This is a genomic window from Enterobacter sp. ECC-219 (genome assembly GCF_043966805.1).
Taxonomy (GTDB): domain Bacteria; phylum Pseudomonadota; class Gammaproteobacteria; order Enterobacterales; family Enterobacteriaceae; genus Enterobacter; species Enterobacter cloacae_N.
Genome location: NZ_CP143680.1, coordinates 2,313,979 through 2,328,799 on the forward strand (window position 1 = coordinate 2,313,979; position 14,821 = coordinate 2,328,799).

Genomic DNA, 14,821 nt, shown 5'->3' on the forward strand with positions numbered 1-14,821 from the left:
AAAACCATCAATGATGATCGTCGCCACGCAGGTAAATGACCCAGTATGTCAACCCAACTAACAGACCCCCACCGATAATGTTCCCGATAGTGACGGGGATCAGGTTATCAGTAATGAAATTCATAATAGTCAGGTGAGAGAAACTTTCCGGGGATGAACCAACTGCGGTCCAGAACTCCGGGCTTGCAAAGTTGCGGATAACAATCCCCATCGGGATCATGAACATATTCGCAATACTGTGCTCAAAGCCGCTGGCAACAAACATCGCAACCGGCAGAACCATAATCATGGCTTTATCCATCAGGCTACGACCCGAGTAGCTCATCCAGACCGCCAGGCAGACCATCAGGTTTGCGAGGATGCCGAGAGCAACGGCTTCGATAAATGTGTGATGCATTTTGTGGTCGGCGGTCTGCAGGACGTTAAGGCCCCAGCCGCCGTTGGCGGTCATATACTCGCCAGAGAGCCACATCAACAGAACAAAGAGCAGACAGCCAATCAGGTTACCAACGTAGACGTTAAGCCAGTTGCGCGCCAGTTGACCCCAGGTAATTCTTCCGCTGGCCTTTGCCACGACAATCAGCACCGTTGAGGTGAAGAGGTCGGCGCCGCAGATGACGCAGAGAATCAGGCCCAGTGAGAAGCAAATGCCGCCAATCAGTTTAGCTATGCCGAAAGGCATTCCGGCAGTACCGGTGGTGGCGGTGATGTAGAAGACGAAAGCGATTGAGATGAACACACCTGCGGTGATCGCCAGATAGAACGTCTTCATCGGGTGTTTCGTTGCTTTATAGACACCCGCTTCTTCGGCAACTTTTGCCATCGCGGCGGGGAGTAAAAGATCAAAAGGGTTGTCAGCTTTCACACTAACTCTCTCTTTATTAAGTCGGCGACGAGATACTAACAAAGCATTATAGAAGAGAAATTGATATAGATCATATCTCGCCTGGCTTATAGGCCCGCAGTGTGTATGGTTTTACAACAAATGCGGAGTAAGTATTTGATTATCCGTATAAAAATAAATTTTAAAAGTTATGAAAAGAGTTGAATTTTTTCGTTCGGCCCCCTTCGAAACAGTTAATTAATATGGGGTATTTACCATAAAAAGTAACAATAAAGCCCAGGCAAATATTATTATATTTACCCATGTTTAACTTTATTATTACAATCAATAATCATTGCCGAAGAGAATAAAAAACGGGGCAATGAAATTGCCCCGTAATATAGCCCAGACGATTGAATACGCCTACTGCTGTTAATGTTATGTGCGCTTATTTTGACCAGTAAGCGGCTTTTGCTTTCTGCAGCTTCTCATAGGCCTTCAGCAGAGACTGATGCGCCGGAAAGGCTTTCAGATCGCTGTCAACTGCCTGCAGACCGTAGAACGGCTCTTCACCGCTCAGCGCCGCGCTGGCGGCTTCAACCGCTTCAGCACCGTACATACGTACGAAAGCGTTCAGGTACTGCAGTGGCTCGCGATCGTCTTCCTGTGCAAGCAGCAACAGGGTTTGCAGGCAGCGGTAATAGTTGGTGCGCTCGGCGGAGAAGACCGACTGGTTAAACTCCATGGTCCATTCGGTCCAGGCCAGGGCCTGATCCAGATCGCCGCCCGCCAGCGCCAGCATCGCTTTTAGTTCGCCGATGCGCAGGGTGTACCAGCCGTTGTCTTTCCCGGTCGCCAGACCCAGCAGTTCGCGCACGCGGGTAAAATCATCGTGGCCCTCATCGTCCAGCTGGGCGATCAGGTTGAGATAATCTTCTTTCTCCCACTCGCTGCCCGGCAGGGACAGCAGGGTCTCACGCAGGTGCGCGCCCATGCTGTTGTTAGCCAGCCACAAATCTTCCGCCGGATAGATGTCGGACATGCCGGGCACGATGATGCGGCACGCGTAAACGCCCAGGTGTTCGTAGTCGGCAATGTAGACTTCCTGATCTTCGGCGTTGAAGATTGCCATCAGCGTGGCGAACTCTTCTTCCGTGGTACCGGCAAAGCTCCAGTCCACGAACGGATAGTCCGCGTCCTGCTTGAACATATCCCAGGAGATCAAACCGCTGGAGTCGATGAAGTGGGTTTCGAGGTTGGTATGCTCGGCCACTTCTTCATCGTCAAACGTTGGCGGGGTAAACACGTCGAGATCTTTCAGGCTACGGCCCTGCAGCAGCTCGGTCACGGTACGCTCCAGCGCCACACCGAAGTCAGGATGCGCGCCGAAGGAGGCAAAGCAAGTGCCGTTAGTCGGGTTAAACAGCACGACGCAGATAACCGGATATTTACCGCCCAGCGAGCCGTCGTAGGCAAAGATTGGGAAACCTTCCGCTTCCAGCTTCGCGATGGATTCCACCACGCCCGGGTAGCGCGCCAGAACGTCCGCCGGGATCTCCGGCAGGCTGATGGATTCAGCGATGATGCGGTTTTTAATGTGACGCTCGAACACCTCAGACAGGCCCTGCACGCGCGCTTCGTTGCGGGTGTTACCGGCGGACATGCCGTTGGACACATACAGGTTGCCGACGATGTTCATCGGAATATAAACGGTCTGCTCGTCAGACTGACGGGTGAACGGCAGGGCGCAGATACCGCGATCTTCGTTACCCGACTGCAGATCGATCAGCATGCTGGCAGTCAGTTCGTTTTCTGGATCGTAGAAAGCGCGCAGGCGTTGATCGAGGATCCCTTCCGGCAGTTCGTCGTCTTCGGTCAGTGGGAACCATTTTTCGTTCGGATAGTGAACGAAAGGACCGTTGGCGATGGTTTCACCCAGCCAGAAGTCAGCAAAGAAATAGTTGGTGGACAGACGCTCAAAATACTCACCCAACGCAGAGGCCAGTGCCGCTTTTTTCGTCGCGCCTTTACCGTTGGTAAAGCAGAGCGCGCAGTCTTTGTCGCGAATGTGCACGGACCAGACGTGAGGCACCGGGTTGAGCCAGGAGGCTTCTTCGATGTTAAAGCCCAGGTCGGTCAGTTTCTGCTGGAAGCGAGCGATGGAATCTTCCAGAGCGGCGTCTTTGCCGGGGATAAACGTTTGAGTCATGGCGTTCACTTTTATCGTACGTAAAGCGCGCAATGATACGGGTTTTGAGTGACGGGTGCTATCTCCGGCGAAAATAAATGGCTGGGCTATGCTTAGTGACAGTAACTGACTGTTAAGGCATAGAAAAATGAAAGCATTTGATCTCCAGCGGATGGCGTTTGATAAAGTTCCTCCTGAATTTCTGGGCGAAGTGGCGCTGCGCAGCCTGTATACCTTCGTACTCGTCTTCCTGTTTCTTAAAATCACCGGCCGTCGCGGCGTTCGGCAGATGTCGCTGTTTGAGGTGCTGATCATTCTGACGCTGGGCTCGGCGGCGGGAGACGTCGCCTTTTATGACGATGTGCCGATGGTGCCGGTGTTTATCGTTTTTGTCTCACTGGCGCTACTTTACCGTCTCGTCATGTGGCTGATGTCGAAAAGCGAAAAGCTGGAAGATCTGTTCGAAGGGAAGCCGGTGGTTATCGTCGAGGACGGCCAACTGGCCTGGCAAAATGTGCAAAGCGCCAACATGACCGAGTTTGAGTTCTTTATGGAGCTTCGCCTGAACAGCGTTGAGCAACTGGGGCAGGTGCGTCTGGCGATTATGGAAACCAACGGCCAAATCAGCGTCTATTACTATTCTGACGACGAGGTGAAGCCGGGACTGTGTATCCTGCCGGATATGCTCATAGAGCGTTTCAGAACGGTACCTGAATCAGGCGAGTATGCTTGCGTAAGGTGTAGCCATGTTGTCGCGATGCAGCCAGGGGATCGTCAATTATGCCCCCGCTGTGCAAATCCGGAATGGACGAAGGTTAGCCGGGCCAAACGTATTACCTGACAGCCATTTTGTCGGTTTTGTCGTATCGAGGCGGCAGATTGTTTTGTGTGACGCGGGGCACATTTCCCCGGTCATAAGTTTTAGACATTGCGGCGCGTGTCACTGAATGATAAAACCGATATCCACAGTTATAACTTATGGCTTTTAGCGTGGTGAGGGGAAATGGCTCAAGTTTTTAATTTCAGTTCAGGTCCGGCAATGTTACCGGCAGACGTGCTTAAACAGGCTCAACAGGAGCTGTGTGACTGGAACGGTCTGGGTACGTCGGTGATGGAAATCAGCCACCGTGGTAAAGAGTTTATTCAGGTGGCCGAAGAGGCAGAAAAGGATTTTCGCGATCTGCTGAATATTCCCTCGAACTACAAAGTATTGTTCTGCCACGGTGGCGGCCGCGGTCAGTTTGCAGGCGTACCGCTGAATATCCTCGGTGACAAAACGACGGCTGACTACGTTGACGCGGGTTACTGGGCGGCAAGCGCCGTTAAAGAAGCGCACAAGTACTGCGCGCCGAACGTTATCGACGCCAAAGTGACCGTTGACGGCCTGCGCGCCGTGAAGCCTATGAGCGAGTGGCAGCTTTCTGATAACGCCGCCTATCTTCATTACTGCCCGAACGAAACCATTGACGGGATTGCCATCGACGAGACGCCAAACTTTGGCAAAGATGTTGTAGTTGCCGCCGACTTCTCCTCCACCATTCTGTCTGCGCCACTTGACGTCAGCCGTTACGGCGTTATCTATGCGGGCGCGCAGAAAAATATCGGTCCTGCGGGTCTGACTATCGTCATCGTGCGTGAAGATTTGCTGGGTAAAGCGCATAAATCCTGCCCGTCGATTCTCGACTACACCGTGCTGAACGATAACGACTCCATGTTCAACACCCCACCAACGTTTGCCTGGTACCTCTCCGGCCTGGTCTTCAAATGGCTGAAGCAAAACGGCGGCGTGGCGCAGATGGACAAGGTGAATCAGCAGAAAGCCGAACTGCTGTATGGCGTGATCGACAAGAGCGATTTCTACCGCAACGATGTAGCGAAAGCTAACCGTTCCCGCATGAACGTGCCATTCCAGCTGGCGGACAGCAGCCTGGACAAAGTGTTCCTGGAAGAGTCCTTCGCGGCAGGCCTGCACGCGCTCAAGGGCCACCGTGTGGTGGGCGGCATGCGTGCCTCTATCTATAACGCGATGCCGCTGGAAGGCGTTAAGGCCCTGACGGATTTCATGATCGACTTTGAACGTCGTCACGGTTAATTTGCTGTTTTTCACCCCCGCAGCGTCCCTGCGGGGTTTTTATTATGTTGAGTTGAGAGTTTAGTTTTCATGGAATCCCTGACGTTACAACCTATCGCGCGGGTAGATGGCACTATCAATCTGCCTGGTTCAAAAAGTGTCTCGAACCGCGCTCTGCTGCTGGCAGCTCTGGCAAACGGCACCACCGTCCTCACTAACCTGCTGGACAGCGATGACGTGCGCCATATGCTCAATGCGCTGAAAGCGTTGGGCGTTCATTACACACTCTCTGACGATCGTACCCGCTGCGAAGTGACCGGCAACGGCGGCGCGCTGCAGGCGAGTGAAGAGCTTGAGCTGTTTCTGGGCAACGCGGGTACCGCGATGCGTCCGCTGGCGGCGGCCCTGTGCCTGGGGAGCAACAACATCGTGCTGACCGGCGAGCCGCGCATGAAAGAGCGTCCGATCGGTCATCTGGTAGATGCCCTGCGTCAGGGCGGCGCGCAGATTGACTATCTGGAGCAGGAAAATTATCCGCCACTGCGTCTGCGCGGGGGCTTTACCGGCGGTCACGTCGAGGTTGACGGCAGCGTCTCCAGCCAATTCCTGACGGCATTGCTGATGACCGCGCCGCTGGCCCCACAGGATACGGTTATCACGATTAAAGGTGAGCTGGTCTCCAAACCGTATATTGATATCACGCTGCACCTGATGAAAACCTTCGGCGTTGAGGTGGAAAACCAGTCTTACCAGCGCTTCGTGGTGCGCGGGGCACAGCGGTATCTGTCTCCGGGTAACTACCTGGTGGAAGGGGATGCGTCATCCGCGTCCTACTTCCTGGCCGCGGGTGCGATTAAAGGCGGTACGGTAAAAGTGACCGGCATTGGCCGCAACAGCGTGCAGGGCGATATTCGTTTTGCGGACGTGCTGGAAAAAATGGGCGCTATTGTCACCTGGGGTGATGACTTCATCTCCTGTACCCGCGGCGAGCTGAACGCCATCGACATGGACATGAACCATATCCCGGATGCGGCGATGACCATTGCCACGGCGGCGCTGTTTGCCAAAGGCACCACCACGCTGCGTAACATCTACAACTGGCGCGTAAAAGAGACGGACCGCCTGTTCGCAATGGCGACAGAGCTGCGTAAAGTCGGCGCTGAGGTAGAAGAGGGCGAAGATTACATTCGCGTTACCCCTCCGGCAAAACTGCAGTTTGCTGAAATCGGGACCTATAACGATCACCGTATGGCGATGTGTTTCTCGCTGGTGGCGCTGTCCGATACCCCTGTGACCATTCTCGATCCGAAATGTACGGCAAAAACCTTCCCGGACTATTTCGAACAGCTGGCGCGCATTAGTACCCTGGCATAATGAATACCTGCCGCATCACCTGATGCGGCATTTCCTTACGCTTCCTGACGATCTTTCCCGCTCATTTCTTCTACACTCTGCTTCAATCATTCCGCAATTTGCACGCAAAGGTAACAGTTGCGCACGTTGGCGCGTATAATGCGCGGCGTTCATGTTAACGGTATGCCTTATTTAAGGAGAAAAAGATGACGGCAATTGCCCCGGTAATCACCATTGATGGGCCGAGTGGCGCAGGGAAAGGTACTCTGTGCAAAGCGATGGCGGAAGCATTGCAATGGCATCTTTTAGATTCGGGAGCAATCTATCGCGTGCTGGCGCTGGCTGCGCTGCATCATCATGTGGATGTCGCCTCTGAAGAAGCGCTGGTACCGCTGGCAGCGCATCTGGATGTGCGTTTTGTTTCCACCGATGGCAACCTGGAAGTGATTCTGGAAGGTGAAGATGTGAGCGGCGAAATCCGTACGCAGGAAGTCGCTAATGCGGCCTCTCAGGTGGCCGCTTTCCCACGCGTTCGCGAGGCGCTGCTACGTCGGCAGCGTGCGTTTCGTGAAGCCCCGGGTCTGATCGCTGACGGACGCGACATGGGAACCGTAGTATTTCCTGATGCACCAGTAAAAATTTTCCTTGACGCCTCTTCGGAAGAGCGTGCTCAACGCCGCATGCTTCAGTTGCAGGAAAAGGGGTTTAGTGTTAACTTTGATCGCCTTTTATCCGAGATAAAAGAGCGCGATGACCGCGATCGTAACCGCGCCGTCGCACCACTTGTTCCTGCAGAAGATGCTTTAGTACTGGATTCAACCAGTTTAACTATTGAGCAAGTGATTGAAAAAGCGCTACAATATGCGCGCCAAAAACTGGCACTCGCGTAATTGCGACCGATTTAGCAGTACCCCCGCTGCAATGGACTGACGGCGGGTATGTGAAACAACCCCATCCGGCACGGAGCCAGGTGGACGTTAATATTAACCTGAAGATTAAACATGACTGAATCTTTTGCTCAACTGTTTGAAGAATCCTTAAAAGAAATCGAAACCCGTCCGGGTTCCATCGTTCGCGGTGTTGTTGTTGCTATCGACAAAGACGTAGTACTGGTTGACGCCGGTCTGAAATCTGAGTCCGCCATTCCGGCTGAGCAGTTCAAAAACGCCCAGGGCGAGCTGGAAATCCAGGTTGGTGACGAAGTTGACGTTGCTCTGGACGCAGTAGAAGACGGCTTCGGCGAAACCCTGCTGTCTCGTGAGAAAGCTAAACGTCACGAAGCATGGATCACGCTGGAGAAAGCTTACGAAGAAGCTGAAACTGTGGTCGGTGTTATCAACGGCAAAGTTAAAGGTGGCTTCACTGTTGAGCTGAATGGTATTCGTGCGTTCCTGCCAGGTTCACTGGTAGACGTTCGTCCAGTCCGTGACACCCTGCACCTCGAAGGCAAAGAGCTTGAGTTCAAAGTAATCAAGCTGGACCAGAAGCGTAACAACGTTGTTGTTTCCCGTCGTGCCGTTATCGAATCCGAAAACAGCGCAGAACGCGATCAGCTGCTGGAAAACCTGCAGGAAGGCATGGAAGTCAAAGGTATCGTTAAGAACCTCACTGACTACGGCGCATTCGTTGACCTGGGCGGCGTTGATGGCCTGCTGCACATCACCGACATGGCGTGGAAACGCGTTAAGCACCCAAGCGAAATCGTGAACGTGGGCGACGAAATCACTGTTAAAGTGCTGAAATTCGACCGCGAGCGTACTCGTGTATCCCTCGGCCTGAAACAGCTGGGCGAAGATCCATGGGTAGCTATCGCTAAGCGTTACCCAGAAGGTACTAAACTGACTGGTCGCGTAACCAACCTGACCGACTACGGCTGCTTCGTTGAAATCGAAGAAGGCGTTGAAGGCCTGGTGCACGTTTCCGAAATGGACTGGACCAACAAAAACATCCACCCATCCAAAGTTGTTAACGTTGGTGATGTAGTGGAAGTGATGGTTCTGGATATCGACGAAGAACGTCGTCGTATCTCCCTGGGCCTGAAACAGTGCAAAAACAACCCATGGCAGCAGTTCGCGGAAACCCACAACAAGGGCGACCGTGTTGAAGGTAAAATCAAGTCTATCACTGACTTCGGTATCTTCATCGGCCTGGACGGCGGCATCGATGGCCTGGTTCACCTGTCTGACATCTCCTGGAACGTTGCAGGCGAAGAAGCAGTTCGTGAATACAAAAAAGGCGACGAAATCGCTGCAGTTGTTCTGCAGGTTGACGCAGAGCGTGAGCGTATCTCCTTGGGCGTTAAACAGCTCGCAGAAGATCCGTTCAACAACTGGGTTGCACTGAACAAGAAAGGCGCAATCGTAAACGGTAAAGTGACTGCAGTTGACGCTAAAGGCGCAACCGTAGAACTGGCTGACGGCGTTGAAGGTTACCTGCGCGCTTCTGAAGCTTCACGTGACCGCGTTGAAGATGCCACTCTGGTTCTGAACGTTGGCGACGACGTTGAAGCTAAGTTCACCGGTGTTGACCGTAAGAACCGTGCAATCAGCCTGTCTGTTCGTGCTAAAGACGAAGCTGATGAGAAAGATGCAATCGCAACTGTTAACAAACAGGAAGATGCAAACTTCTCTAACAACGCAATGGCTGAAGCTTTCAAAGCAGCTAAAGGCGAGTAATATCAGGTTCTCGGCATCATTTGAACTGTAACGCATTTACAGCGCGAAGGATGAGGAGCAGACTTGACAGATTGCAGGATTCGTCCTGTAATCAATAACAAAGGGCGGCTACGGCCGCCCTTGTTTAATGAGCTGTTCAGCTAATTGGTTTGAAAGGAACCGGAGGAATCATGACCAAGTCAGAATTGATTGAAAGACTTGCCAGTCAGCAACCGCATATCCCTGCCAAGGCAGTGGAAGATGCCGTAAAAGAGATGCTGGAGCATATGGCCTCCACTCTTGCCCAGGGCGAGCGCATTGAAATCCGCGGTTTCGGTAGTTTTTCTCTGCACTATCGTGCTCCACGTACCGGGCGTAACCCGAAAACTGGTGATAAAGTCGAGCTGGAAGGTAAGTACGTTCCACACTTTAAGCCGGGTAAAGAGCTGCGCGATCGCGCCAATATTTACGGCAACTGAGTTTAGCCAGCCGGTTAAACTGGGTTCGAAAGAAAGCACCTGCGGGTGCTTTTTTTGTACCCGTCGCTTTCTTTCTGAAGGTGCCCCGCATTTTCCGTTTCGTTTTCTGTAACGCATAAAATACATTGCTGCGCTTGCTGTAAATCGCATTCTTCTTACCTGACGACCCGCACCACCCGCTAGCATACTGCCACCCTGAAACAGGGAGGTAGCAATGGGAATTCCCGCTTTAGGTATCTGCGCCATTCTGGCGATAGCCCCGTTACTCTGGTTACCCGAACTGCCATCGCGTTATACCGTGTGGATAATGATGGCTGGCGGGGCTGCACTGGCCGCACGCCAAAACATACGGCTTAAGTATGTGGGGCTTACGCTGCTCTTTTGCGTGTGGGGCATTCTGGCTGCGCAAGAGAGCGTCTGGCCGATGCAGCATTTAACCACAGGTGCCGTACAGGCCGAGGTAGAAATCTCCACCACTGATGGTGCCACTGTGCATCAGGGAAAAATACTCACCGTTGATGGCCAACGCTGGTGGGCGTCAACGGGCGTAACGCTTTATGGTCATTATCTGCCGCAGAAAGCGTGCGCCGGTCAGCGCTGGGCAATGACCCTCAGGCTCAGGCCGGCTCACGGCGAACTGAACGACGGAGGGTATGATCCCCAGCGCAGCGCTATTGCTCGCCATCAAACGCTGAGCGGGCGCTTTACCCATGCAGAACTCGTCGATGGGCGTTGCAGTCTGCGAGCGCAATACCTGACGTCGCTGCAAAACCGACTTTCTGCTTATCGCTGGGGTGCGGTGATCCTCGGGCTGGGGATGGGGGAACGTCTGGATGTTCCAGGAGAAATAAAAGATCTGATGCGTGAAACCGGCACGCTGCATCTGATGGCGATTTCGGGCCTGCATATCGCGCTGGCGGCCTCCATCGTCTGGTTGCTCACGCGCGGGCTTCAGTTTTTATTACCTTGCCATCGTGTCCACTGGCAAATGCCTCTGCTGGCCGGGTTATGCTTTGCCGCTTTCTACGCCTGGCTGACCGGCCTGCAGCCGCCCGCGCTACGCACGGTCATCGCACTTGCCGTGCTGGCGGCACTGCGCATCGGTGCCCGGCAGTGGTCTCCCTGGCAGGTGTGGATCTGCTGTGTCGCGGCGATCCTGATAAGCGATCCCTTAGCCATGCTATCGCAGAGTCTGCTTCTGTCTGCATTTGCCGTCGCCGCGCTGATTTTCTGGTTTCAGTGGCTGCCGCTTCCTGACTGGCAACGGGCTCGACGTATTCGGCCGCTGCTGAACCTTCTCTATCTTCAGGTCGGCATGCTGTTGCTTCTCATGCCGTTACAGGTTCTGATTTTCCATGGCTTTAGCATTTCATCGTTGATCGCCAATCTCTTTGCCGTTCCGCTGGTGACGTTTGTCTGCGTACCGCTGATTTTACTTGGCATGCTGTTCCATCTGCTGCCACTGGCGGGGCTGGAAAGCGGCATCTGGTATACGGCCGATAAGACGCTTGCCGGGTTGTTCTGGCTGCTGATGCGCCTGCCAGACGGCTGGCAGAGTGTGGATCAACGCTGGCAATACATAACGTTACTGCCCTGGCTTATCATCATCGGCTGGCGTTTTCGTGCCTGGAAAACCGTTCCTGCCGTTTGTCTGGCTGGAAGTGTCTTACTGGCATTTCCCCTCTGGCGAACGGCGAAAAGCGACGCCTGGACGCTACATATGCTGGATGTAGGGCAGGGGCTGGCAATGGTCATTGAACGGCAGGGTAAAGCCATTCTCTATGACACCGGGCTCGCCTGGCCGGGCGGGGATAGCGCGCAGCGGTTAATTATACCGTGGCTGCGCTGGCATCACCTGCGGCCAGAGGGGGTTATTCTCAGCCATGAGCACCTCGACCATGCGGGAGGCCTTGCATCGCTACAAAAAGCATGGCCTGAGATATGGGTAAGAAGTCCGCTGCGCCTGGCGGGGCATCTTCCCTGTTTTCGTGGGCAAAAATGGCGATGGCAGGGGTTAACCTTCTCCGTCCACTGGCCTCCTGAAAATTATCCGGCTCAGGGGAACAATCACTCCTGCGTGGTAAAAATTGACGACGGCGAGCAGAGCGTTCTGCTGACGGGAGACATTGAAGCACAGGCAGAACAGGCTATGCTTAGCCATTACTGGAAACATCTTACGTCAACACTCATACAGGTACCGCATCACGGCAGCAATACCTCGTCATCTTTGCCGCTGGTACAGCGGGTGGATGGACAGATTGCGCTGGATTCAGCGGCCCGCTACAACGCATGGCGGTTCCCGTCGGTTAAAGTGGTCCGGCGTTATCGAAAAGAGGGGTATATCTGGCACGATACCCCCCATTCCGGGCAAATATCGGTGACGTTTTCGCACCATCGCTGGCAAATCCGGCTCTTGCGGGATCAATTTTTACCACGTTGGTATCATCAGTGGTTTGGCGCGCCCGTAGATAACGGGTAGAATATGCGGCTATTTCAACAAATGCTGGTTTTTTGAATGCATAACGACAAAGATCTCTCCACGTGGCAAACCTTCCGCCGACTCTGGCCGATGATTGCACCTTTTAAAGCAGGCCTGATCGTGGCGGGTGTAGCGTTAATTCTCAACGCAGCCAGCGATACTTTTATGTTATCGCTCCTCAAACCGTTACTGGATGACGGTTTTGGTAAAACGGATCGCTCAGTGTTGCTATGGATGCCTCTGGTGGTTATCGGGCTGATGATCTTACGTGGTATCACCAGCTATATCTCCAGCTACTGCATCTCCTGGGTTTCCGGGAAAGTGGTTATGACCATGCGCCGTCGTCTGTTCAGCCACATGATGGGCATGCCGGTCTCATTCTTTGACAAGCAGTCTACCGGGACGCTGCTGTCCCGCATCACCTACGACTCAGAGCAGGTAGCCTCCTCGTCCTCAAGCGCACTGATTACCGTCGTGCGTGAAGGGGCGTCGATCATCGGCCTGTTCGCGATGATGTTCTATTACAGCTGGCAGCTGTCGATCATCCTTATCGTTCTGGCGCCGATAGTTTCTATTGCTATCCGTGTCGTCTCGAAGCGCTTCCGCAATATCAGTAAAAATATGCAGAACACCATGGGGCAGGTGACGACCAGCGCAGAGCAGATGCTGAAAGGGCATAAAGAAGTGTTGATCTTCGGCGGTCAGGAAGTCGAAACCAAACGCTTTGACAAAGTCAGCAACAAAATGCGTCTGCAGGGGATGAAGATGGTCTCGGCCTCTTCCATCTCTGACCCGATCATTCAGCTGATTGCCTCACTGGCGCTGGCGTTCGTTCTCTATGCGGCAAGCTTCCCGAGCGTAATGGAGACACTGACGGCGGGTACCATCACCGTGGTCTTCTCCTCTATGATCGCCTTGATGCGCCCGCTGAAATCCCTGACGAACGTGAACGCCCAGTTCCAGCGCGGGATGGCCGCCTGCCAGACGCTGTTTAGCATTCTGGATTCCGAACAGGAAAAAGACGAAGGTAAACGCGAGGTAGAGCGTGCGCGCGGCGACGTTGAGTTCCGCAACGTGACCTTCACCTATCCAGGCCGCGAAACGCCGGCTCTGCGCAATATCAACCTGACGATTCCGGCAGGTAAAACCGTTGCGCTGGTAGGCCGCTCCGGCTCCGGTAAATCCACCATTGCCAGCCTCATCACCCGTTTCTACGACATTAACGAAGGTGAGATCCTGCTGGATGGTCACGACCTGCGGGAGTACACCCTGCAGTCGCTGCGTAACCAGGTTGCGCTGGTTTCTCAGAACGTGCATCTCTTCAACGATACGGTTGCCAACAACATTGCTTATGCGCGCACTGACGAGTACAGCCGCGAGCAGATTGAGAACGCCGCGCGTATGGCCTATGCAATGGACTTTATTAACAAGATGGATAACGGTCTGGATACGATAATCGGTGAAAACGGCGTACTGCTCTCCGGCGGTCAACGCCAGCGTATCGCCATTGCGCGCGCGCTGCTGCGCGATAGCCCGATTCTGATCCTGGACGAAGCAACCTCTGCTCTGGATACGGAATCTGAACGCGCGATTCAGTCGGCGCTGGATGAACTGCAGAAGAACCGTACTTCGCTGGTGATTGCGCACCGTCTGTCCACTATCGAGCAGGCGGATGAGATCGTCGTGGTTGAGGACGGCATCATTGTTGAACGCGGAAGCCATGCTGATCTGCTGGAACACCGCGGCGTTTACGCCCAGCTTCATAAGATGCAGTTCGGCGAATGATTGCACGCATCTGGTCCGGTGAATCCCCGCTGTGGCTGCTGCTTTTGCCGCTCTCCTGGCTGTATGGCCTGGTGAGCGGCACTATTCGCCTGTTTTACCGTCTGGGGATCAAGCGCGCCTGGCGCGCGCCGGTGCCGGTTGTAGTGGTGGGTAACCTCACGGCGGGCGGCAACGGCAAAACGCCGGTGGTGATCTGGCTGGTAGAGCAGTTGCAAAAGCGCGGTATTCGCCCCGGCGTGGTGTCGCGCGGCTATGGTGGCAAAGCGGCGCATTACCCATTGCTTCTGTCGGCGGAAACCACGACCGCAGAAGCGGGGGATGAGCCAGTATTGATTTTCCAGCGTACCGGCGCGCCGGTTGCGGTCTCTCCGGTGCGCAGCGACGCCATTCAGGCACTGCTTGCCGAACAGGCGGTACAAATCATCATCACTGACGATGGCCTGCAGCATTACGCTCTGGCGCGTGATAAAGAGATCGTGGTTATTGACGGCGTTCGCCGTTTCGGCAACGGCTGGTGGCTGCCTGCTGGCCCCATGCGCGAACGCGCTTCGCGACTGAAGTCCGTTGATGCAGTGATTGTGAACGGTGGAGAGGCAAAATCGGGTGAAATCCCGATGAACCTGCAGCCGGGTCTGGCGGTCAACCTGGCGACGGGTGAACGCCGGTCGGTTGCTGAGCTACCTTCACTGGTGGCGATGGCGGGAATTGGTCATCCGCCGCGCTTCTTCGCGACGCTGGAGCAGTGTGGCGCCCGGCTTGAAAAACGCGTTCCGCTGGCCGACCATCAGGCGCTGGTGGAAGGGCAGGTGGATGCCCTGACCGTACCCGGACAGTCGCTGATCATGACCGAAAAAGATGCGGTGAAATGCCGTGCCTTTGCGAAAGAAAACTGGTGGTATCTGCCGGTTGACGCTGAACTCAGCGGCGAACAGCCGGAACACTTGCTCAAGGAACTGATTGCGTTGGTGCAGTAGAGACTTACGCGGTTC

The 14,821-nt window shown here is 54.3% G+C and carries 11 protein-coding genes; 9 read left to right on the forward strand and 2 right to left on the reverse strand.

The genetic code is table 11. From position 1 onward, the window contains the following. Nucleotides 1-7 precede the first annotated feature (7 nt). Both focA and ycaO read right to left on the reverse strand, forming a co-directional pair. Nucleotides 8-865 carry a formate transporter FocA gene (gene focA, locus V1603_RS10845; RefSeq protein WP_162874957.1) on the reverse strand — a complete coding sequence of 286 codons (858 nt, stop codon included), beginning with the start codon at nt 863-865 and terminating at the stop codon, nt 8-10. A gap of 406 nt (nt 866-1,271) precedes the next feature. Further along, nucleotides 1,272-3,032 (reverse strand): 30S ribosomal protein S12 methylthiotransferase accessory factor YcaO, encoded by a 1,761-nt coding sequence (gene ycaO / locus V1603_RS10850; RefSeq protein ID WP_162874956.1) that lies wholly within the window; start codon nt 3,030-3,032, stop codon nt 1,272-1,274. 127 nt (nt 3,033-3,159) lie between these two features. Between ycaO and V1603_RS10855 the strand changes: the two genes are divergently transcribed. The 9 genes from V1603_RS10855 (at nt 3,160) to lpxK (ending at nt 14,806) form a co-directional block, all read left to right on the forward strand. Continuing rightward, nucleotides 3,160-3,852: a DUF421 domain-containing protein gene (locus V1603_RS10855; protein WP_163328589.1), complete on the forward strand. Its 693-nt coding sequence runs from the start codon at nt 3,160-3,162 to the stop codon at nt 3,850-3,852. A gap of 162 nt (nt 3,853-4,014) precedes the next feature. Continuing rightward, the gene (gene serC, locus V1603_RS10860) at nt 4,015-5,103 is read left to right on the forward strand and encodes a 3-phosphoserine/phosphohydroxythreonine transaminase (protein ID WP_395313907.1); all 1,089 of its coding nucleotides are present in this window, start codon (nt 4,015-4,017) and stop codon (nt 5,101-5,103) included. Nucleotides 5,104-5,172: 69 nt separating this feature from the next. Then, nucleotides 5,173-6,456 carry a 3-phosphoshikimate 1-carboxyvinyltransferase gene (aroA, locus tag V1603_RS10865; protein WP_395313908.1) on the forward strand — a complete coding sequence of 428 codons (1,284 nt, stop codon included), beginning with the start codon at nt 5,173-5,175 and terminating at the stop codon, nt 6,454-6,456. Nucleotides 6,457-6,641: 185 nt separating this feature from the next. Beyond that, nucleotides 6,642-7,325, forward strand: coding sequence for a (d)CMP kinase (gene cmk / locus V1603_RS10870; protein ID WP_024907794.1), 684 nt, complete (start codon nt 6,642-6,644; stop codon nt 7,323-7,325). Between the two features lie 111 nt (nt 7,326-7,436). Further along, the gene (gene rpsA / locus V1603_RS10875) at nt 7,437-9,110 is read left to right on the forward strand and encodes a 30S ribosomal protein S1 (protein WP_008499966.1); all 1,674 of its coding nucleotides are present in this window, start codon (nt 7,437-7,439) and stop codon (nt 9,108-9,110) included. Between the two features lie 170 nt (nt 9,111-9,280). Further along, nucleotides 9,281-9,568 (forward strand): integration host factor subunit beta, encoded by a 288-nt coding sequence (gene ihfB, locus V1603_RS10880; protein WP_008499965.1) that lies wholly within the window; start codon nt 9,281-9,283, stop codon nt 9,566-9,568. Between the two features lie 214 nt (nt 9,569-9,782). Next, nucleotides 9,783-12,047 carry a ComEC family protein gene (locus tag V1603_RS10885; RefSeq protein WP_395313909.1) on the forward strand — a complete coding sequence of 755 codons (2,265 nt, stop codon included), beginning with the start codon at nt 9,783-9,785 and terminating at the stop codon, nt 12,045-12,047. Between the two features lie 36 nt (nt 12,048-12,083). After that, complete coding sequence (msbA, locus tag V1603_RS10890; protein WP_166710643.1) at nt 12,084-13,832, forward strand: lipid A ABC transporter ATP-binding protein/permease MsbA; 1,749 nt, start codon at nt 12,084-12,086, stop codon at nt 13,830-13,832. Then, complete coding sequence (gene lpxK / locus V1603_RS10895; RefSeq protein ID WP_233002290.1) at nt 13,829-14,806, forward strand: tetraacyldisaccharide 4'-kinase; 978 nt, start codon at nt 13,829-13,831, stop codon at nt 14,804-14,806. Before msbA ends, lpxK begins: the two co-directional genes overlap by 4 nt. The last annotated feature ends 15 nt before the right edge of the window (nt 14,807-14,821 follow it).

What these genes read in the sequence shown, in the direction of transcription:
- lpxK (WP_233002290.1), top strand. Translation starts at nt 13,829, where the DNA reads ATGATTGCACGCATCTGGTCCGGTGAATCCCCGCTGTGGCTGCTGCTT.
- ycaO (WP_162874956.1), bottom strand. Translation starts at nt 3,032, where the DNA reads ATGACTCAAACGTTTATCCCCGGCAAAGACGCCGCTCTGGAAGATTCC.
- cmk (WP_024907794.1), top strand. Translation starts at nt 6,642, where the DNA reads ATGACGGCAATTGCCCCGGTAATCACCATTGATGGGCCGAGTGGCGCA.
- serC (WP_395313907.1), top strand. Translation starts at nt 4,015, where the DNA reads ATGGCTCAAGTTTTTAATTTCAGTTCAGGTCCGGCAATGTTACCGGCA.
- V1603_RS10885 (WP_395313909.1), top strand. Translation starts at nt 9,783, where the DNA reads ATGGGAATTCCCGCTTTAGGTATCTGCGCCATTCTGGCGATAGCCCCG.
- rpsA (WP_008499966.1), top strand. Translation starts at nt 7,437, where the DNA reads ATGACTGAATCTTTTGCTCAACTGTTTGAAGAATCCTTAAAAGAAATC.
- msbA (WP_166710643.1), top strand. Translation starts at nt 12,084, where the DNA reads ATGCATAACGACAAAGATCTCTCCACGTGGCAAACCTTCCGCCGACTC.
- V1603_RS10855 (WP_163328589.1), top strand. Translation starts at nt 3,160, where the DNA reads ATGAAAGCATTTGATCTCCAGCGGATGGCGTTTGATAAAGTTCCTCCT.
- aroA (WP_395313908.1), top strand. Translation starts at nt 5,173, where the DNA reads ATGGAATCCCTGACGTTACAACCTATCGCGCGGGTAGATGGCACTATC.
- ihfB (WP_008499965.1), top strand. Translation starts at nt 9,281, where the DNA reads ATGACCAAGTCAGAATTGATTGAAAGACTTGCCAGTCAGCAACCGCAT.